A 19,512-nucleotide genomic window follows, 5' to 3' on the forward strand; every position below is an offset into this window, starting at 1 on the left:
CTTATCTCCTGAGGAAATCGAGGACGACGCGGTTGAAAGTCTCGGGATCGGTGACGTTGCAGGCGTGGCCGCCCCAGTCGAAGATGTGCGTTTCGGCCCAGCCGACCGGCGCCGCGACATCGAGCGCGCTGGCGAGCGGCACGAGCATATCGTCGCGCGTCGCGATAACGAGCCATGCCGGCGTCGCGGTCATGTCGATCAGGGCGGGCGAATAGGCGCGCACCGACGCGATGCGTTTTTCGACCGTCGCGGCGCCAGGAAAATGCGCGAGCTGCTGTTCGGCCTCGGCGACCAGTTCGGCATCATGCGCCGAAATCCAGTCGGGCGGATAGAGGAACAGCGGCTGGGCATGGAGGAAGGCGGCGGGGCCGCTACCCCGCAGCAGGTTGAGCCGGACGTCGAAGCAACGCGCGGTATGCGGGTCGAGCGTGCGCCAGCCGTTGACGACAACGAGCCGGTCGATCCGCGTCGTCATGATCGCCAGTTCGATCCCGACCATGCCACCAAGCGCGTGGCCGATGAAGCTCGCCTCCCCGATATCCAGCGCGTCCATCAACGCGATCACATCGGCCGCCATGTCTTCGACCGACGTCGTGGGCGGCAAATCGCGACTGCTGCGCCCCGTCCCGCGATGATCGTAGAGCAGGACGCGGTAATCCGCCGCGAGTGCGGCGAGGTTGGGTGTCCAATAGCTGGCCGATCCGCCCAGCCCCGGCGACAGGATCAGCGGCGGCGCATCCTCCGCCCCGTGAAGTTCATAATAGAGGCCCGCCGCCTCAGCCAATGTGCGCGACGCTCGCGATCTCGACGAGGCAGTCGGGCTTCACCAGCTCGGCCTTGATGCAGTAGCGCGCGGGCTTGGCGCCCGGGAAATAGTCGGCGTAGACCGCATTGAACGCCGCATAATCGGCGAAGTCCTTGAGGAAGATATGGTTCATCGCGACATCCTCGAGCGTCGCGCCCGCGGCCTCGAGCGTGATCTTGATGACATCGAGCACATGCCGCGTCTGCGCCGCCGCGTCGCCGATATGCAGCACCACCCCGCCCTCGCCGAGCGCGAGGACGCCCGACACATAGACGGTGTTCCCGGCCTTCGCGCCGGCCGAATAGGGCGCGATCGGGGTCGGGAATTGCGGCGGGTTGATCGGTTCGAACGGCACTATTCTTCTCCCCGGGGTTGTTGGCCGATGCTGCCGCAGAAATCGGCGACATTGCTCACCCAGCCAAAGAATTTTTCGACATTATAGACGGTCGCGTCGCGCACATAATCGGGACCCAGATGATGCGTCGCGTCCTCCAGCATCACCGAAAAATATTCGAGGTGGAACGCATCGCGCAGCGTCGATTCGACGCAGACATTGCTGGCAATCCCGACGAAGACGATCGTGCGGATGCCGCGCGACCGCAGGGTGCTGTCGAGCTGTGAGTTGAAGAAGGCCGAATAGCGCGTCTTGTGTAGCCGGATGTCGCCCGGCTGCGGCGCAAGCGCCTCCACCAGCTCATAATCCCACCCGCCGCGCGCCAGAAGCTGCCCCCGCAATTCGGGCCGCGCGCGCATCGTCTTCAGCGCATTCGACTTGTGCCAGTTCGGCGACCCCGGCCCGCCCGCCTCGACATAGTCGGCGTCCCAGCCATTTTGCAGATAGATCACCGGCATGCCCGCGCCGCGCGCGACGGTGAGCACCTGCACGATCCGCCCGATCACTCCCGCAGCGCCCGAAATGTCGAAACCGGCAAGATCGACATAACCGCCCTTCGACGCATAGGCATTCTGCATGTCGATCACGACGACGGCGGTGGTCGCCGGATCGACGATCAGCGGCTCGGGCCGCGCGGGCAGGATCAGCTTCGCTCCGTCGCCGGGTGCCGTATCGACCGCAATCGCCATGGGGTCCCCTTCAAGCCAGGGCGGCAGCTTCCCCGAAAGCGGCAGGCGATGCAAGCCGCCGCCGCCCAAAAGAAAACCGGCGGCCTTTTGAGGGGCCGCCGGTTCGAATTTTACACCATTTCCTTCTTGCGCGAGGCCTTTTTGCGCTCGTGCGGGTCGAGCAGCGCCTTGCGGATTCGGATGTTCTTCGGGGTCACTTCGACCATTTCGTCGTCGTCGATATAGGCGATCGCCTGTTCGAGCGTCATGCGTTTCGGCGGGGTCAGGCGGATCGCGTCGTCCTTGCCCGTCGAGCGGAAGTTCGTGAGCTGCTTCGACTTCATCGGGTTGACCTCGAGATCGTCGGGCTTGGCATTTTCGCCGATGATCATGCCCTCATAGAGCGCCTCGCCGGGCGAAACGAAGAGGATGCCGCGCTCTTCGAGCGGGCCAAGCGCATAAGCGACAGCGTCGCCGTTGCCGTTCGAGATCAGCACGCCGTTCTGGCGGCCGGCGATATTGCCCTTGTACGGGCCATATTTCTCGAACAGGCGGTTCATGATGCCGGTGCCGCGGGTATCGGACAGGAATTCGCCATGATAGCCGATCAGGCCGCGCGACGGGCCCGAGAAGGTGATGCGCGTCTTGCCGCCGCCCGAGGGGCGCATGTCGGTGAGGTCGGCCTTCCGGACCTGCATCTTCTCGACGACCGTGCCCGAATGCTCGTCGTCGACGTCGATGACGACGGTTTCATAGGGTTCGGTGCGTTTGCCGGCCTCGTCCTCGCCGTACAGCACGCGCGGGCGGCTGATGCCGAGTTCGAAGCCTTCACGGCGCATCGTTTCGATGAGCACGCCGAGCTGGAGCTCGCCGCGGCCCGCGACTTCGAAGCTGTCCTTGTCGGCGCTTTCGGTGATGCGAATCGCAACATTGGTTTCGGCTTCGCGGAACAGGCGGTCGCGGATCATGCGGCTCGTGACCTTGCTGCCCTCGCGGCCCGCCATCGGAGAATCATTGACGGCAAAGCGCATCGACAGCGTCGGCGGATCGATCGGCTGCGCGGCGATCGGTTCGCTGACGCTGGTGTCGGCGATAGTGTTGGCGACGGTCGCCTGCGAAAGCCCGGCGATCGCGACAATGTCGCCCGCGCGCGCTTCCTCGACGGGAACGCGCTCCAGACCGCGGAAGGCGAGCAGCTTCGACGCGCGGCCGGTTTCGATCACCTTGCCGTCCATGTCGATCGCGTGGATCGGCTGGTTGACCTTGACCGTGCCCGACTGGACGCGGCCGGTCAGGATGCGGCCGATGAAGTTATCGCGGTCGAGCAGCGTGGCGAGGAAGGTGAAGGGACCGTCTTCGGGCAGGCCCGGGGTCGGGACATGGCTGACGATCGTCTTGAACAAAGGCTCGAGCGTGCCTTCGCGCGCGTCGGGGCTGTCCGACGCGAAACCGCCGCGGCCCGAGGCGTAGAGGATCGGGAAGTCGAGCTGTTCGTCATTGGCTTCGAGCGTCAGGAACAGTTCGAACACCTCGTCGAGCACTTCGGCGGCGCGTGCGTCGCTGCGGTCGATCTTGTTGACGACGACGATCGGCTTGAGGCCGAGCGCGAGCGCCTTGCCGGTGACGAACTTGGTCTGCGGCATCGGGCCTTCGGCGGCGTCGACGAGCAGGATCACGCCGTCGACCATCGAGAGGATACGCTCGACCTCGCCGCCGAAGTCGGCGTGGCCGGGGGTGTCGACGATGTTGATGCGCGTCAGGTCGGCGCCTTCGCCCCATTCGACGCTGGTGCACTTCGCGAGAATGGTGATCCCGCGTTCCTTTTCGAGATCGTTCGAGTCCATCGCGCGCTCTTCGACGCGCTGGTTGTCGCGGAAGGTGCCCGACTGACGGAAGAGCTGGTCGACGAGGGTGGTTTTGCCGTGATCGACGTGCGCGATGATGGCGATGTTGCGCAAAGACATGCGGAAAGGCCTTGATTGTGAGGGAGCGGCAGTGGCTGCCGCGATCGGCGCGCGCCTAGCAGAAGCCTTGTTGCAGCGCAACGAAATTGCCGAAGTTGGCGAAGGTGTTGCGGAGCGTGGCGCGCGCCGAAGAAGTTTCAATAATTATTGAAACTTCAGAAATTCACGCTATAACGAGTCGCGTGGATCCCTCCTCCGCCCCCGACTCTCCATCGCCGCCGTTTCGGCTCTCCCCGCTAGCGCAGGCTTTTGTCCTGCATTTCGGCGAGATGGGGAGCCGCTGGGGGATCAACCGCACCGTCGGACAGATTTATGCGATGCTGTTCCTCGCCGACGGTCCGCGCCATGCCGAGGAGATCAGCGAGGCGCTGGGGCTGTCGCGCGGCAGCGTCTCGATGGGGCTGAAAGAACTCGCAAGCTGGCGGCTGGTGCAATTGAAGCATTTGCCCGGCGACCGGCGCGATTATTATGCGACCCCGCGCGACGTGTGGGCGATCTTCCGCACCCTCGTCGAGGAGCGCAAGAAGCGCGAGATCGACCCGACGCTGACGACGCTGCGCGCGCTGCTGATGGAGCCCGCGACCGACCCCGCCGACCGCTTCGCGCAGGAACGCATCGCGGCGATGCACGAACAGATCGAACTTCTCACCGACTGGTATGCCGAGATGGAGCGGCTCGACACCGAACGGCTGCTCCAGCTTTTGCGGCTCGGCGAGCGTGTGGTAAAAGCGCTCGAGTTCAAGGACCGCATGCTTGGCCGCGGGAAGGGTGTCTCGACCGCCTCGACAGGCTCGGGACGGGCTTCGCTCGACACAAACGGGGGGTAGCAGACGATGATGGACGCTCTTGACCCGCTGATCCTCGCGCGCATCCAGTTCGCGGCGAACATCAGTTTCCATATCTTGTTCCCGACAATCACCATCGCATTGGGCTGGGCGCTGCTCGGCTTCAAACTCGCGTACAACCGCACCGGCAACGCGGCGTGGATGGACGCGTACCGCCTGTGGGTGAAGGTCTTCGCGCTGAGTTTCGCGATGGGGGTCGTCTCGGGCATCACGATGAGCTTCCAGTTCGGCACCAACTGGCCGGGCTATATGGAAAAGGTCGGCAATGTCGCGGGGCCGTTGCTCGCTTATGAGGTGCTGACCGCCTTTTTCCTCGAGGCGGTATTCCTGGGGATCATGCTGTTCGGGTTCAGCCGCGTGCCGAACTGGGTGCACACGCTCGCCACATGCCTGGTCGCGGGCGGCACGACGCTGTCGGCCTTCTGGATCATCGCGCTCAACAGCTGGATGCAGACCCCGGTCGGCTATGAGATCCGCGATGGCGTCGTCCATGCGACCGACTGGTGGGCGATCGTCTTCAACCCGTCGATGCCGTACCGCCTGATGCACATGCTGCTCGCCTCGGCACTCACCGTATCCTTCCTGATCGCGGGTATGTCGGCGTGGCGCTGGCTGCGCGACGGCGGCGGCGAAGGGGTGCGGCGCACGCTGAAAGCCTCCCTCTATGCCGCCGCACTGCTGATCCCGGTGCAGATTTTCGTCGGCGACATGCACGGGCTCAACACGCTCGAACATCAGCCGCAAAAGATCGCGGCGATGGAGGCCAATTGGGAGACGCGCAGCCATGTCCCGCTCGTGCTGTTCGCGATCCCCGACGAGAAAGCGCGCACCAACCATCTGGAAGTCGCCGTGCCGTCGGGCGCCAGCCTGATCCTGAAGCATGAGGCCGCAGGCGTCGTTCCCGGGCTCAACGATTATGAAGGCAACCATCCGCCGGTCGCGCCCTTGTTCTGGGGGTTCCGGATCATGGTCGGGCTGGGGGTGCTGATGCTGGCGATCTCGTGGTTCGGCGCGTGGAATATCTGGCGGCGCGGGGTCGACAGATTGCCGCGCTGGTACGCGCGCGCGCTCGTCGCGATGACCTTTGCCGGCTGGGTCGCGACGCTCGCGGGCTGGTATGTGACCGAGATCGGACGCCAGCCCTGGCTGGTCACCGGCATCCTGCGCACCAAGGACGCGGTCGGGCCGGTCGGCAGCGCGATGGTCGCGGGGTCGCTGACACTCTATCTTGCGGTCTATGTCGTGCTGCTGACCGCCTATATCGCGGTGCTCTACCGCCTCGCGCGGCTCGGCAAGGCGGCGCCCGACGCGAAGCCGATGTTCCCGATCCCCGGTGCAGCCCCCGGCCCCGCCGAACCGCTAGAAGAGGGAGTGACGCCATGACGCCGTTCATCGACCCCTGGTGGCTGCCGGTGATCTTTGCGGGCCTCATGGGCCTGTCGATCCTGCTTTATGTCATCCTCGACGGTTATGACCTCGGCGTCGGCATGCTGACGCGGCTGGAGAAGGACGCGAACCGCGACCTGATGGTGGCGTCGATCGGGCCGTTCTGGGATGCGAACGAGACCTGGCTGGTGCTCGGTATCGGGTTGCTGCTCGTCGCCTTTCCGGTCGCGCACGGGTTGATCCTGACCCAGCTTTATCTGCCGGTCGTGCTGATGCTGGTTGCGCTGATCCTGCGCGGGGTGAGCTTCGAATTCCGCGCCAAGGCGCCGCCCGAGCAGAAGCATCGCTGGGACGCCGCCTTTTTCTATGGCTCTTTGCTCACCGCGCTGTGCCAGGGCTATATGCTCGGCGCCTATGTGCTGGGGTTCGACCAGAGCGTGGCGTCGGTGCTGTTCTGCCTGCTCGCCGCGCTCGGGCTGGTCGCGGGATACCTGTTCGTCGGCGCCTGCTGGCTGGTCTACAAGGTCGAGGGCGATTTGCAGAAGCGCGCGGTGCGCTGGGCCGAGGTGACTTTGTGGCTGACCGCGCTAGCAATGGCGATCATCTCGATCGCAACGCCGCTCTTGTCGGAGCGCATCTTCGAACGCTGGTTCCGCCTGCCCGAGATCATCGCGCTGCTGCCGATCCCGATCGCCGCCGCGACGCTGTTCGCCGGGCTCGCGATCTTCCTGCGCCGGCCACTGCGCGAAAAGGACGAATTGTCATGGGTGCCGCTGGCAACCGCGGGCATTTTGTTCGCGCTGGGGTTCGTCGGGATCGCGTACAGCTTCTACCCCTATCTGATCGCCGACCGGCTCGACATCTGGCAGGCGGCGGCGTCCCCCGAATCGCTGAGCATCATCCTGATCGGGGCGCTGTTCGTGCTGCCAGTGATTTTGGGATATTCGATCCTGTCGCACTGGATCTTTCGCGGGAAAGCGACGCATTTGAGTTATGAGTGAGGGGTGGGCGGGCTGTCCGCTTTCATCCGGCACAGGCTGCGTTCGGGGTTCCGGCGCCGTGCTCAGACGTCCAGATTGCTGACGCGCTTCAATTCCGACCGCAGGCGTTGCTCGTCGAAGGCATGCTGCTCGAACGGGCCACCGCGCTCCACCCAGAACAGGAACAGATGCGCCGACCATTGGTTGGGATTGGGCGTCATGCGACCGTGGCGCAGGTCGATGCCGCGGTAGAGGACGGCGTCGCCGGGCTGCATCGCGACCGCGGTAAAGGGTTCGTCGCCGAAATCGTCGACGCACGGCCCCTCACCCGTCACCGGCACCGACCCGACCTCCAGCGGCCATGGCACGCCGTCGCTGTAAACGAGCGTGAGCGACACGCTATGCTCGCACGAGGGACGATCCGAGTGGACCCGGCAGATGTCGTCCTTTCCATAGATGCGGAAATAGTCGTAGCTGGGCAGCAGGTCCGCCCCGGTCAGTTCGCTGACGATCGGCGTGAGGCCCCACAAAAAGGTCGTCAGCGGCCGGTAGAAATGGCCCGAGATGTCGATCGTCTGCTTCTTGGAGAGCGGGTGCGGCTTGGCAAAGGTGTCGAAACTCTTGCCCGCGGCCGACAGGTCGAGCTCAATCTGCCGGAACAGGTTCGCGGCGACCTCCGGCGGGATCAGGCCCCGGATCGTCGCATAGCCATCGTCTTTATAATTGCCTTCGATTCGCATGCGCCGACTTACCGCGCCTTGGCCGCCTGCCGAAGCCCGATTTTTGCGACGCGCTATTTGGCCGTTTGCCGCCGTTCGTCATCCCGGATCAAGTCCGGGGTGACGGGCGGGGTGGAACGGTCAGAGTCTGGCACGGCGACGACGCCGCGTGATAGTCGGCGCCCCAGCGGCGATAGCCGGCGGTGTCGATGTGGAAGCGGGTGACCGCGTAGATGCCGAGCCCGACATCGAACCGCGCGCCGGTGCGGGTGTGGAGCGGGCAGAGGCGCGCGATCAGATCGTCGCGTGACAGCGGCGCGACCGGTTCGAGGTCGAGCGCCGCGAAGCGGAGGTGGCGGCTCGCTTTCGCGCCCTTGAAACAGCTGTTGGCGACGGGGTCGCGATAACCCGACACGATACGCACCGGCCCGGTGACCGGGACCAGCACATCGCGGATATAACGCAAGGTTGGCACCATCGCGGGCCAAAGCACGCGCGGCGGGACGGCGAAGGGCTGGCCCGCCTTGCAGCGCCGCCAGCGCGCGTCGCTGCGCAATATGTCGGCGAGCGGCAGGACGTCGCCGACGCCCCGGCTTTTCAGATAGGTCTCGATTCCCACGACATCGTTCTTCGCGGCGGCGAGGCGCCAGGCGGCGAAGAGATCGGCGTCCTTTTGCGGCGCGACGCCGATGATCGGGGCGACCGAGCGGGTGAGCAGCGCCCAGCCGGCGGCCGCGGCGACGATCAGCAGCAGCGCGGCGACCAGCGCGCGCCTCACAGCATCGCGACCAGTCGCTCGACCTCCTGCCCCGCAGCCCGCGCGGCGCGGACGAGGTTCGCCTGGAAATCGCCGCCGCTTGTGTCATTGGCATCGTCGGTGACCGCCTTGATCGCGGCCCAGGGCTTGCCGAGGCGCGCCGCGACCTGTGCGACCGCGCCGACCTCCATATCGACGAGCGTCGCGCCGAGATTGGCCTTCAAATCGGCGGCGGCATCGGGGCAGGCGACGAAGCTGTCGCCGCTGGCGATGCGCGCATGCGGCAGGCCGAGGCCGGGGTCGGCCATCGCGGCGAAATGCGCTTCGCCCGCTTCGCCCATCGGCCAGTCGCCGGCGCGATAGCGGCGGAAAAGACCGGGCTCGTTCGCGCCATAATCATGCTGCACCGCCTCGGCGAGCCAATAGGCGCGGCCGGGTTCGGCGCCGAGCGCGCCGCAGGTGCCCGACATGAGGAGGATGTCGGCGTCGGCCGCGAACAGCCCGGCGGCGAGCGCGGCGTTGACCTTGCCGAGGCCGCAGGTGGCGACGGTGATGCGGTGGCCGTGGGTTGTGAGGCGGCGGACGGGGAAGGCCTCGTGGATCGGGGTGCGGGTGCCGAGGAAGAGGGCGTCGGCCTCTTCGGCGAGCGCGGCGAGGATGAGGAGGTTGGCCATGGGGCGTGTCTAACCCCGTTTCGGTTCGTGTCGAGCGAAGTCGGGACAGCTTTGCGCCGCGCCAATGTCCCTCGACGACGCTCGGGACGAACGGCGGGATCCGAGTGTTCGGTTGGCATAGCGCTGTAACCTCTTGCGGCGCGGCCGCGAACAAGGGGACTCAAACCCCCGCACCATCCAAGGACCCCGCCATGACCCGCAACATCATCCTCGCCGCCCTGATCGCCGCCGCGCCGCTGGGCGCGGGCATCGCGCATGTCGCGCCGGCCTTTGCCGCCGACAAGAGCGAGGTGGCGTTCGTGAAATTCACCCAGCCGGCATTCGACGCGGCGCGCGCCAGGGGGCAGCGCATCCTGATCGACGTCCATGCGCCCTGGTGCCCGGTGTGCGCACGCCAGCAGCCGGGGATCGCCGCCGCGCAAAAGCTGCCCGCGAACCGGAATGTCGTGGTGTTCCGGATCGATTTCGACAGCCAGAAGGATGTCCAGCGCCCGCTCGGCGTCACCCGCCAGTCGACGCTGATCGCGTATAAGGGCAAGACCGAGACCGGCCGCCTGCTCGGTGAAACCGACCCCTCGAAGATCGCGCGGCTCGTCGCCTCAACGCGCTGAGCGGCGCGCCGGACCGCGATCATGGACCTGCCGACATGCTGCTGACGCTGGGCGCCGCCTTTCTCGCCGGGGTGCTAACGATCTTGTCGCCGTGCATCCTGCCGATCCTGCCGATCGTGCTGGGCGCGGTGAGCAGCGAACATCGCTGGGGACCGGCGGCGCTGGCGATCGGACTCGCCACCGGTTTTGCCGCGCTGGGCCTGCTCATCGCGACCGTCGGCGTGTCGATCGGCATCGACCCGACGGCATTCCGCCGTGTGTCGGCGTGGTTGCTCATCGGTTTCGGCCTGATCCTGATTGTCCCGTCGGCGCAGCGCGCGATGACGCGGCTGCTGACGCCGATCGGCGATTGGGCGAACCGCCGCAGCCAGGGCGGCCCGCGCCGCGGCGTCGGCGGCCAATTCGGGCTCGGGCTGTTGCTCGGCGCGGTGTGGAGTCCGTGCGTCGGGCCGACGCTCGGCGCCGCGCTGTTGCTCGCGAGCCAGGGGCAGGAGCTGGCGCAGGCGGGCGCGGTGATGCTGGTGTTCGGCATCGGCATCGCGATTCCCTTGCTCGCGATCGGCCTGCTCGGACGGCAAGCGCTGCTGCGCGGGCGCGACCGGCTGGGCAAGGCATCGAACCGGGGCAAGCAATGGCTCGGTTTCGGCCTGCTGCTCGCGGGGGTGCTGGTGCTCTCCGGCTGGGACAAGGCGATCGAAACCTGGTTCCTGATCCACGGACCGGCGTGGGCGAGCGACTGGTCGACGCGCTTCTGATCGGACCTTGCCAAGCCGCTGCGGCGTCGTCATCACGCGCCGAATGCTCGCGCGCATCTTCCCCGACCGCTTCGTGCCCTTGCTCCTCGCGACGATCCTGCTCGCCAGCCTGCTGCCGGTGCGCGGCGCGGCGGTGCCCGTGGCGCAGGGCGTTTCGACCGCGGCGATCGTCTTTCTCTTCTTTTTGAACGGCGTCCGCCTGCCGCGCGACGAGGTCTTGCACGGCATCCGCAACTGGAAATTGCAGGGCGGCGCGCTCGTTTTCTGTTTCGGGATCATGGCGCTGTTCGGGCTCACCGCGCAGGCGGCGACCGCATCCTTCCTGCCCGCGACGCTGGCGCTCGGCTTTCTGTTCCTCGGCATCCTGCCCTCGACCGTCCAGTCGGCGACCGCCGCGAGCAGCCTGGCGGGCGGCAATGTCGCGGCGAGCGTCGTCGCGGCGGCGCTGCTCAACCTGATCGGGGTCGCGGCCTCGCCCCTGCTGTTCGCGGGCCTCGCCGGGAGCGCGGGGGAGATTCATGGCGAGGCGGTGCTGCGCATCGTCGCGATATTGCTGCTGCCGTTCGTGGCGGGGCAATGCGTGCAGCGCTGGCTGCGGCCGTGGGTGCTGGCGCACAAAGAGCTGGCGACCTTCATGGACCGCACCGCGATCGCGATCGCGGTCTATGTCGCCTTTTCGGCCGCAGTGGTCGCGGGCATCTGGCAATTGCTCGACGGGCGCGAGATCGCGATCGTCTTCGCCGTCGTCGGCGTGCTGCTGGCGCTGGCGTTCGGCGGGGCGTGGGGGTTCGGCGCGCTGCTAAAGCTGGCGCGGGCCGACCGGATCACCCTGCTGTTTTCGGGGGCGCAGAAGAGCATCGCGGTCGGCGCGCCGCTCGCCGCGACGCTGTTTCCGCCCGCCATCGCGGGCATGGTGCTGGTGCCGATCCTTGTCTATCATATGGCGCAGCTGATCCTGTCGGCCTGGCTGGCGCCGGTGCTCAACAGGGTCGATCAAGTGTGATGCTTGAATAACACAGTGCCGCGTGCCATATAGGAAAGCGGTACGGGGGCCCGAAAGGAAGACGAATGAGCGAGCAGACCGCAACCGCGACGGCAACCGACGAACTGAAGCTGACCCCGCCCGATCCGGTGCCCGTGGTGTCGCCCGAAAAGGCCGCGGGGCTGGTGTCGCTGTCGACCGAGCAGAAATCGAAGCTGGAAGAGCGCGTCGACGGCTTTATCGACGACCTGGTCGCGCAGGACGAGAACAGCCCCGAATTCGGCCAGCGGATCGACCAGATCACCAATATGGGCCGCAAGGAAATGCTGGAGGCGGCGAATCAGTCGAACCGTTTCCTCGACCGGCCGGTGAAGGCGATGGACCGCGACAGCGACATCGGCATGAACCTCATTGAACTGCGCAACACCGTCGAGCGGCTCGACCCGTCGGCGAACGGCAAATTGCTGTCGAAGCGCGGCTTCCTCGACAAGATTTTCGGCAGCAGCGTCACCAATTATTTCGCGCAATATCGCAGCGCCCAGTCGCATATCTCGGGCGTGCTGACCGCCTTGTCGAACGGCAAGGACGAGCTGTTGATGGACAATGCGGCGATCGACGTCGAGCGCCGCAAGCTGTGGGAGGCGATGGGCAAGCTCGAGCAGATGATCCACATCGCCGGCACCCTCGACGCGCGGCTGGAGGCCAAGGCCGAGGAACTCGACGGCACCAACCCCGCGAAAGCCAAGGTGCTGCGCGAAAATGCGCTCTTCTATGCGCGGCAGCGGACGCAGGATTTGCTGACCCAGATGGCGGTGACGGTGCAGGGTTACCTCGCGCTCGATCTGGTCAAGAAGAACAATATCGAGCTGGTGAAGGGGGTCGACCGCGCAAGCACGACCACCGTCGGCGCGCTCAAGACCGCGATCACCGTCGCGCAGGCGATGACCAACCAAAAGCTGGTGCTCGAACAGATCACCGCGCTGAACACGACGACCGCGAACATCATCGACGGCACATCGAAGATGCTGAAGGACAACACCGCGCGCATCCACGAACAGGCCGCGTCGAGCACGATCCCGATGGAGACGCTGAGCCGCGCGTTCCAGAACATCTATGACACGATGGATGCGATCGACACCTTCAAGCTCAAGGCGCTCGACAGCATGAAGACCACGGTCCAGTCGCTCGAGGGCGAGGTCGCCAAGTCGAAGGGCTATATCGCGCGCGCCGAGGGCGCGAGCCAGGCGCAGGCGAGCGTCGGCGGCGCCGACAGCCCGCTCGCCTCGCTCGAAGCGTGAGCGGAGCCGCGATGACTATGAGCGAGGTCGACAAGATCAGCGCGCTCGGCAATGCCGCGATCGAACGGTCGCGCGAGCGGCGGCGGCCGATCGGGACCAAGAGCGTCGCGCTGCGCCGCCAGCATCTGTACAAGAAGCTGGGACGGATACTGGTCGCTGCGGGGGTCGTGTTGCTCGGCGCGGCGGTGTTCGGGTTGCTGATCCAGCCGCTCGGCTTCGTCGGCCTGCTCGCGCTCACCGTGTTGCTGATCGGGGTGGCGGTGCTGTTCGGCCGCTCGCCCTTCCCCGAACCACGCCAGGCCGACCTGCCCAAGACCGATTTGAAGCAGCTCGCGGGCCGCACCGAAATCTGGCTCGAGGCCCAGCGTCCGGCGCTGCCCGCCCCGGCGCGCACGCTGGTCGACGGGATCGGGGTGCAGCTCGACCTGCTCGCGCCGCAGCTCCAGACGCTCGATGCATCGAGCCCCGCCGCGTCAAACATCCGCAAGCTCGTCGGCGAGGACCTGCCCGAGCTGGTCGCGGGGTACCAGCGTATCCCCGCGGGACTGCGCGGCGAGGCGCATGCGGGGCGGACGCCCGACGAGACTTTGGTCGGCGGATTGAAGACGTTGGAAAGCGAGATCGGCCATGCCGCGCGCAGCCTGGCGGCGGGCGAACTCGACAAGCTGGCGACGCGCGAACGCTATCTGCAGCTCAAATATCAGGGTGTCGGCGACGAGGACGGGCCCGCGACCCTCTGAAAATCCAGGCGGCTTACTGGCGGTTAACGCCATGACCCTATAGCATCGGCTTTCCGGAACCGGGTTTCGGGAGGCTTAGTTGGACGACATCACAGACGGACCGCGAACGCGCGATGATGCGGGAACAAGGGGCAGCCGGGGCCGTGCCGCGCTGATCCTGTTCGCGCTGGTCTTCGCCGCAAGCCTGTTCGGCATCTACACGCGCCCGATCGGCTTCCTTGCCAATTTGTGGCCGGCCAATGCAATCATGCTCGCCTTCCTGCTTCGCGTCCCGGCGGGCCGGACATGGCAGGGCTGGCTTGCGGGCGCCGCCGCCTATCTGGCGGCAGACCTGCTGACCGGGGCCAGCCTGCCAAAGGCGCTGCTGCTCAACAGCGCGAACCTGGCGGGCATCGCGACCGCCGCCGCCATTTACGCACGCCGGCCCGCCGACATGATCCGGCTGCGGCAGCCCGCGTCGATGCTGTTCCTCGTCCTGACGGTCGCCGCGGGGGCGGCCGTGGCCGGCGTGATCGGAGCGGTCGCCAACCCCTGGCTTTTCGGGCGGCAGCTGTTGTCGGGATGGTCCTTCTGGTTCGCGACCGAGTTCGTCAACTATGTGACGATCCTGCCGCTGCTGCTGGCCGCGCCGCCTTTCGGCGCGCTGCGCGGCGCCATGCGCGAGGGACTGCGCGCGCTGCCGACGGCGCGCATCCTTCCGATCGTCGCGCTGGCGCTGTCCTGCCTGCTCGCGGCGATCGTCGGCGGCCCGGGCGCGATCGCCTTTCCGGTTCCGGCGCTGCTGTGGTGCGGTTTGACCTATCGCGTCTTCACCGTCGCCATCCTGACCCTCTTGTACGGCAATTGGGCGCTGATCGTGCTCGCCTCGCGGACCGGCGTCGATGCGGAAATGATGATGATCTCGATCCGGCTCGGCGCCGCGCTGGTCGCAATCGCGCCGGTTACCGTCGCCTGCATCGCCGAAAACCGCAACGAGCTGCTCGGCCGGCTGCGCCATATCGCCGCGCATGACCATCTGACCGGGACCCGCGCCCGCGGCGCCTTTCTGGACGATGTGCAGGCTTCGCTGGCCAATGCGCGCGAGCCCGCCGCGATCCTGATGATCGACATCGATCATTTCAAGGCGATCAACGACAATCACGGCCATGCCGCCGGCGACCGGTTGCTGCAGTCCTTTGCCGGGCGCGTCCGGTCGTGCCTGCGCGCCGGCGACCATTTCGGCCGGATGGGCGGCGAGGAGTTCGCCGTCTTCCTGCCCGCGACGAACCGGGCCATGGCGAGCCGGATCGCCGCCGGCATCCTCGGCGCGCTGCGTGACGATCCGTTCGAGGTGGACGACGATCGCGCGATCACCCTGACCGCCAGCATCGGGATCGCCCTGATCGACGGATCGTCGCCGCCGGCGACAGAGTCGTTGTTCGCCGCCGCCGATGCGGCCCTTTACCGGGCGAAAGGTGCCGGGCGGGACCGGATCGAAGTCGCGCGGCACGACCCCGTCGCGCTGGCTGGCTGACCCGCGCCCGCACGCGCGCATCGCTTGCCAAGCGCGAGTGCCGGCGCCACAAGGTCCCAGATGTTCGACCAGTTTTTCGCTTCCGAAAATGTGATCTTCAGCGCCGCGCTGTTGTTGATGTTGCTGATCGGCGCGGTGCAGGCGCTGGGCATCGTCGGCGATGTCGACGGCGCGCATGTCGGCGACCATGACGGCGACGCCGGCGCGGCCGAGGCGCTACTCGCCTGGGCGGGGATCGGGCGCGTGCCCTTTCTGATGTGGCTGGTCGTCTTCCTCGCGCTGTTCGGGACGCTGGGGCTGGGGTTCCAGCAACTGCTGACGGCGCTGACCGGCGGCCCCGCGACCAGCCTGTTGGCGGCGCCAGTGGCCGCGGTCGCCGCGCTCCCGCCGACGGGCGCCGCGGCGCGGGTGATCGCGCGCGTCTTCCCGGGTATCGAGACCACCGCGATCGACCGCGACGAATTGATCGGGACGCGCGCGACGATTACCGTCGGCACCGCGTCGCCGGGCAACCCCGCGCCCGCCAAATGCACCGACCGCCACGGCCAGGCGCACCAGATCATGGTCGAACCCGACAGCGCCGACCAGCGATTCCAGACCGGCGAGACGATCTTGCTGGTCAAGCGCGACGGCGAAATATTCAAAGGCTTTTCAAACGGCGATTTCTATTTACCCCGCCTCGACTGACCTTAAGATTGCCCCATGGCGCCCCCGATTCTGGGGGCCGAAAACAAGCTTTGGGGGCAGTAAAATTCCATGATGATTGAAATTGCGATCTACGCCGGCGTCGGGCTTGCGGTCCTGCTGATCCTGGGACTGATCATCACCCGGCTTTATCGCCGCGCGACGAAAGAAATAGCTTTTGTCCGCACCGGATTTCGCGGCGAACGCGTGATCATGAACGGCGGCGCGCTGGTGCTGCCGGTGCTCCACGAAACGATGCCGGTGAACATGAACACGGTGCGGCTCGCGGTCGAGCGCAAGAATGTCGATGCGCTGATCACGCTCGACCGGCTGCGCATCGACGTGAAGGCCGAATTTTACGTCCGCGTCCGCCCCGATGCCGGCGCGATCGGGATGGCGGCGCAGACCTTGGGCCTGCGCACGATGAACCCCGAGGCGCTCAAAGACCTGGTCGAGGGCAAGTTCGTCGACGCGCTGCGCTCGGTCGCGGCGGGCATGACGATGAACCAGCTCCACGAACAGCGCGCCGATTTTGTGCAGAAGGTGCAGCAGGTCAGCTCGAACGATTTGTCGATGAACGGGCTCGAGCTGGAATCGGTGTCGCTGACCGGACTCGACCAGACGTCGATCGAGCATTTCAACGCCAATAATGCCTTCGATGCCGAGGGCCTGACCAAGCTGACCGAGCAGATCGAGCTGCGCAAGAAGGCGCGCAACGACATCGAACAGGATACGCGCGTCCAGATCGAGACCAAGAACCTCGAGGCCGACAAGCGCAGCTTCGAGATCAGCCGCGACAATGAATTCGCGCGGCTGGAGCAGGAGCGCGAGGTCGAGATGCGCCGCGCCGTCCAGGCCGCCGAGATCGCCCGCGAACAGGCGCAGCGCAACCAGGAGGCCGAGGGCGCCCGCATCCAGGCCAAACAGCTGGTCGATGCCAAGCAGATCGAGGCCGATCGCGCGATCGAGGAAGCGCGCATCGCGCAGGAGCAAGCGGTCGAGCTGGCGCGGCAGGAGCAGCAGATCCTGATCCAGAACAAGAGCCGCGAGGAAAGCCAGGCGCGCGGCGAGGCGGACGAGGCGCGCGCCGTCGCGGTTGCCGCCGAGGAACAGGTGGCAACCGCGCGCGAGACCGAGATCGCCGAGCGGTCCAAACGGATCGAGCTGATCGAGGCGGCGAAGGAAGCCGAGCGCCAGGCGATTTCGGTGAAGGTGCAGGCCGAGGCGGAGAAAGAGGCGGCGTCGAACCGCGCGGCGGCGCTGCGTTTCGAAGCCGAGGGCGAAGCCGACGCCGAGAGATTGCGCGCCGAGGCCGCGCGCGTCCGGTTCGAGGTCGAAGCCGCGGGCCAGCGCGCGATCAACGAGGCGGCGAACATCTTGTCGTCGAACCAGATTTCGCTGCAGACCAAGATGGCGCTGCTGAAAGTGCTGCCCGAGGTGGTGCGCGAAGCCGCCAAGCCGATGGAGGCGATCGATTCGATCAAGATCGTCCAGGTCGACGGGATCACGCAGAATGGCGGCGGGAGCGGCGGATCGGGCGGCGGCACCGGCGACCATGGCGGCGGCGGCGGCGGCAACCTCGCCAGCAATGCGGTGTCGGCGGCGCTCGCCTATCGCGCGCAGGCGCCGGTGATCGACGGGCTGATGAAGGAACTCGGTTTCGACGGCGGCTCGCTCGACGCGCTGATCGGCGGCGCGACCGCCGAGGCCGGGTTGCCGGTCGCGACCCCCGCTTCGCGCGCAGGCCGCAAGCCGCGCCCCGCCGCGCCCGAACCGGTCGAGGACGACGACGAAGCCTGATTTTTCTGGTCTTTCCAACCCCCGCCGGCTGAAGGCTTGCAGGGGTTGGGGTGGTTGGCGGACCGAAAGATCCTCCCTGTCGCGAAGCGATGGGGAGGTAGCAGCGGCGAAGCCGTTGACGGAGGGGCCGACGCCGTCAGGCGTCGCGCGACCTTTCGGCCCCTCTACCACTCGCTTCGCGAGCCGTCCCCCTCCCCATGGCCTTCGGCCACAGGGAGGAGTTTCAGCTCGAAGCTTTCGCCTAAGCCCCGCGCAGCCTTTGCGTCCCGCCGAACCACAATAGCAGGATCAGCAGCAGCGGCGGTGCGAGGCCCCATTGCGCGGGGCCGGCGAGCGGGGCGAGCAAGGCGGTGCCCGAGAGGAGCCAAAAGGCCGCGAGCAGCGCCACCACGGCCAGTGCCTCGTACGCAAAGCTGGTCCAGAAGCGCGCGCGGGCGCGGGCATAGGCGGCCTGCGCGTCGATCGCGCGGTCGACCTGCACCGCGAAGGCGCGGTCGCCGGGGCGCGTCGGCGGCGCGAGCATCGCGGCCAGAAACGCATCGGGCATCGCATCCATGTCGTCCGACCCGGTCATGCCGCGCCTCCTTCGCCGATCAGTTTCTGCGCCTTGGCGCGGCCGCGCAAGACCAAAGATTTGAGCGTACCGAGCGGCAAGCCCATGATCTCTGCGGCCTCGCCGTGCGACCAGCCATGGCCGAAGCAGAGGGTGAGCGCGGCGCGTTCCTGCGCCGACAAGCCGGCGAGCAGCCGGTCGGCGTCGATCGCGGCGTCGGTCGCGGGGTGCGGGTTGCTGCTGGTCGCGGCGTCCTCATCCAGCTTCGCGAGCGTTTCGCGGCGCTTGGCGGTGCGCCGCTGGTCGAGGAACAGGCGCCAGCCGATCCCCATGACCCACGCCGCATAGCTTCCCTGCCCGCGATAATCGGCCGCGCGGGTCCAGGCGCGGACAAACGCCTCTTGCGCGAGGTCGTCGCCGTCGGCGTCGCTGCCCGCAGCGCGCGACAGGAAGGCGCGCAATCGCCCCTCGTGCCGCAGCACGAGGAGCTGGAAAGCGGCACGGTCTCCCCCGGCAACGCGCTGGTTGAGGGCCCAATCTTCATCGCGAGCGTCCTCATCCTTGTGCAGCGGCCCGTTCCTCGGCAGCCGCGGCGCGCGCGAGGCGGCGGCGGACGAGCAGGGCGATACCGACGAAGGCGGGGAAGAGCGCGGCACCAGCCGAGATACGGATCAATTCCTCATGCCCCTGGATCAGCCCGAAGCCCGCCATCGCGAGGCCGATCGCGAGCAGGACAAGCGCGTTGCGGTCGTCGCCGCCATTCGGCGTGGCGGCGGCGCCGTTCGGTGCGCCGAGATGTTCATAGGGCTTGTTGAGCTTGTCGATCAGCGGCGCGACCGCGTCGGATTTCGCCTCGAGCGCGCGGCGGATCGAGCGGTGGAGCATCCACGCGTGGATGAGCCGTGCGAGCAGGAAAAAGCCGATGACGAACAGCGCGACCATCGTGATATTTTCCATCAGGCGGAAAAAGCTGTCGCTGACCGCGACGAACTCGGTGGTCGGCGGCGGCGGCGGCATGAACGACGCGATGTCGCGCGGGTCGATATAGGCCGCGACGTCGGCGGGGCTGATCGATTGCGCGGGCATCGCGACGGGTGCGGCGACGGCGGCGGGCGGAACGGCCGGCGGGGCTGCGACAGCAACGGCCTGGGTCGCGGCCAAAAGATGGAACATCGTCTTTCTCCCTGCATGCCCGAAGGCATGGTGAAACCACAGGCGGCGACCGCGAGCAAGGCCGCTTCGGCAGGACGCCCCGGGGAGAGCGGATGGCCGATCAGAAACCGCGTCGCGGTCGCCGCAAGGACCGGCTGTTGGGGCCGGTCAACTGGTAGACGGCACGAGGGTGGGCCGTGGATGCAGGGTTTGGAGAAAAATTGCTCGTCAT

21 protein-coding genes are annotated in these 19,512 nt (G+C 66.9%); 11 read left to right on the forward strand and 10 right to left on the reverse strand.

Features of this window, described 5'->3' with window-relative positions; all coding sequences use genetic code 11:
• Position 1 precedes the first annotated feature (1 nt).
• From rutD to typA, 4 genes are all read right to left on the reverse strand, one after another.
• A complete protein-coding gene (gene rutD, locus AC3WS4_RS19380; protein ID WP_492737495.1) occupies positions 2 to 784 on the reverse strand; it encodes a pyrimidine utilization protein D in 783 nt (260 codons plus the stop codon).
• The gene (gene rutC / locus AC3WS4_RS19385) at positions 777 to 1,160 is read right to left on the reverse strand and encodes a pyrimidine utilization protein C (protein WP_492737496.1); all 384 of its coding nucleotides are present in this window, start codon (positions 1,158 to 1,160) and stop codon (positions 777 to 779) included. The genes rutD and rutC overlap by 8 nt, the downstream gene beginning before the upstream one ends.
• Positions 1,160 to 1,888, reverse strand: a complete 729-nt coding sequence (gene rutB, locus AC3WS4_RS19390; RefSeq protein ID WP_492737498.1) for a pyrimidine utilization protein B — start codon at positions 1,886 to 1,888, stop codon at positions 1,160 to 1,162. Before rutB ends, rutC begins: the two co-directional genes overlap by 1 nt.
• Before the next feature lie 110 nt (positions 1,889 to 1,998).
• Complete coding sequence (gene typA / locus AC3WS4_RS19395; protein ID WP_492737500.1) at positions 1,999 to 3,831, reverse strand: translational GTPase TypA; 1,833 nt, start codon at positions 3,829 to 3,831, stop codon at positions 1,999 to 2,001.
• A gap of 182 nt (positions 3,832 to 4,013) precedes the next feature.
• Here typA and AC3WS4_RS19400 point away from each other — a divergent pair, with 182 nt between their 5' ends.
• Genes AC3WS4_RS19400 through AC3WS4_RS19410 form a run of 3 tightly spaced genes read left to right on the forward strand, consistent with a single transcriptional unit; the run spans position 4,014 to position 7,063 of the window.
• Positions 4,014 to 4,658 (forward strand): GbsR/MarR family transcriptional regulator, encoded by a 645-nt coding sequence (locus tag AC3WS4_RS19400; protein WP_492742934.1) that lies wholly within the window; start codon positions 4,014 to 4,016, stop codon positions 4,656 to 4,658.
• A 9-nt stretch (positions 4,659 to 4,667) separates the two neighbouring features.
• Complete coding sequence (locus AC3WS4_RS19405; protein ID WP_056345204.1) at positions 4,668 to 6,059, forward strand: cytochrome ubiquinol oxidase subunit I; 1,392 nt, start codon at positions 4,668 to 4,670, stop codon at positions 6,057 to 6,059.
• Positions 6,056 to 7,063: a cytochrome d ubiquinol oxidase subunit II gene (locus tag AC3WS4_RS19410; RefSeq protein ID WP_492737506.1), complete on the forward strand. Its 1,008-nt coding sequence runs from the start codon at positions 6,056 to 6,058 to the stop codon at positions 7,061 to 7,063. Before AC3WS4_RS19405 ends, AC3WS4_RS19410 begins: the two co-directional genes overlap by 4 nt.
• A gap of 62 nt (positions 7,064 to 7,125) precedes the next feature.
• Here the strand turns inward: AC3WS4_RS19410 and AC3WS4_RS19415 are convergent, their stop codons facing one another.
• From AC3WS4_RS19415 to AC3WS4_RS19425, 3 genes are all read right to left on the reverse strand, one after another.
• Positions 7,126 to 7,782 carry a hypothetical protein gene (locus tag AC3WS4_RS19415; RefSeq protein WP_492737507.1) on the reverse strand — a complete coding sequence of 219 codons (657 nt, stop codon included), beginning with the start codon at positions 7,780 to 7,782 and terminating at the stop codon, positions 7,126 to 7,128.
• Between the two features lie 88 nt (positions 7,783 to 7,870).
• Positions 7,871 to 8,539, reverse strand: coding sequence for a D-Ala-D-Ala carboxypeptidase family metallohydrolase (locus AC3WS4_RS19420; RefSeq protein WP_492737509.1), 669 nt, complete (start codon positions 8,537 to 8,539; stop codon positions 7,871 to 7,873).
• Entirely contained in the window at positions 8,536 to 9,192 is a 657-nt protein-coding gene (locus AC3WS4_RS19425; RefSeq protein ID WP_492737511.1) for a 5'-methylthioadenosine/S-adenosylhomocysteine nucleosidase family protein, read from the reverse strand. Before AC3WS4_RS19425 ends, AC3WS4_RS19420 begins: the two co-directional genes overlap by 4 nt.
• A gap of 191 nt (positions 9,193 to 9,383) precedes the next feature.
• Here AC3WS4_RS19425 and AC3WS4_RS19430 point away from each other — a divergent pair, with 191 nt between their 5' ends.
• From AC3WS4_RS19430 to AC3WS4_RS19465, 8 genes are all read left to right on the forward strand, one after another.
• Complete coding sequence (locus tag AC3WS4_RS19430) at positions 9,384 to 9,803, forward strand: thioredoxin family protein (RefSeq protein WP_492737513.1); 420 nt, start codon at positions 9,384 to 9,386, stop codon at positions 9,801 to 9,803.
• A 35-nt stretch (positions 9,804 to 9,838) separates the two neighbouring features.
• A complete protein-coding gene (locus AC3WS4_RS19435; RefSeq protein WP_492737515.1) occupies positions 9,839 to 10,558 on the forward strand; it encodes a cytochrome c biogenesis CcdA family protein in 720 nt (239 codons plus the stop codon).
• Between the two features lie 43 nt (positions 10,559 to 10,601).
• Positions 10,602 to 11,561: a bile acid:sodium symporter family protein gene (locus AC3WS4_RS19440; protein WP_492737517.1), complete on the forward strand. Its 960-nt coding sequence runs from the start codon at positions 10,602 to 10,604 to the stop codon at positions 11,559 to 11,561.
• 65 nt (positions 11,562 to 11,626) lie between these two features.
• Positions 11,627 to 12,838 carry a toxic anion resistance protein gene (locus AC3WS4_RS19445; RefSeq protein WP_492737519.1) on the forward strand — a complete coding sequence of 404 codons (1,212 nt, stop codon included), beginning with the start codon at positions 11,627 to 11,629 and terminating at the stop codon, positions 12,836 to 12,838.
• Between the two features lie 17 nt (positions 12,839 to 12,855).
• Complete coding sequence (locus AC3WS4_RS19450; RefSeq protein ID WP_492742937.1) at positions 12,856 to 13,578, forward strand: hypothetical protein; 723 nt, start codon at positions 12,856 to 12,858, stop codon at positions 13,576 to 13,578.
• Between the two features lie 79 nt (positions 13,579 to 13,657).
• A complete protein-coding gene (locus AC3WS4_RS19455) occupies positions 13,658 to 15,091 on the forward strand; it encodes a GGDEF domain-containing protein (protein ID WP_492737523.1) in 1,434 nt (477 codons plus the stop codon).
• A gap of 60 nt (positions 15,092 to 15,151) precedes the next feature.
• Positions 15,152 to 15,778 carry an OB-fold-containig protein gene (locus AC3WS4_RS19460; RefSeq protein WP_492737525.1) on the forward strand — a complete coding sequence of 209 codons (627 nt, stop codon included), beginning with the start codon at positions 15,152 to 15,154 and terminating at the stop codon, positions 15,776 to 15,778.
• 69 nt (positions 15,779 to 15,847) lie between these two features.
• Positions 15,848 to 17,575, forward strand: a complete 1,728-nt coding sequence (locus AC3WS4_RS19465; protein WP_492737527.1) for a flotillin family protein — start codon at positions 15,848 to 15,850, stop codon at positions 17,573 to 17,575.
• Between the two features lie 241 nt (positions 17,576 to 17,816).
• Here the strand turns inward: AC3WS4_RS19465 and AC3WS4_RS19470 are convergent, their stop codons facing one another.
• The 3 genes from AC3WS4_RS19470 to AC3WS4_RS19480 are packed head-to-tail and all read right to left on the reverse strand — an operon-like array spanning position 17,817 to position 19,301.
• Complete coding sequence (locus AC3WS4_RS19470) at positions 17,817 to 18,149, reverse strand: hypothetical protein (RefSeq protein WP_492737528.1); 333 nt, start codon at positions 18,147 to 18,149, stop codon at positions 17,817 to 17,819.
• Positions 18,146 to 18,784 carry an RNA polymerase sigma factor gene (locus AC3WS4_RS19475; protein WP_492737529.1) on the reverse strand — a complete coding sequence of 213 codons (639 nt, stop codon included), beginning with the start codon at positions 18,782 to 18,784 and terminating at the stop codon, positions 18,146 to 18,148. Before AC3WS4_RS19475 ends, AC3WS4_RS19470 begins: the two co-directional genes overlap by 4 nt.
• Positions 18,684 to 19,301 carry a hypothetical protein gene (locus tag AC3WS4_RS19480; protein WP_492737530.1) on the reverse strand — a complete coding sequence of 206 codons (618 nt, stop codon included), beginning with the start codon at positions 19,299 to 19,301 and terminating at the stop codon, positions 18,684 to 18,686. Before AC3WS4_RS19480 ends, AC3WS4_RS19475 begins: the two co-directional genes overlap by 101 nt.
• Positions 19,302 to 19,512 lie beyond the last annotated feature (211 nt).

The organism is Sphingopyxis sp. EU05-FHT14B03, assembly GCF_058790875.1.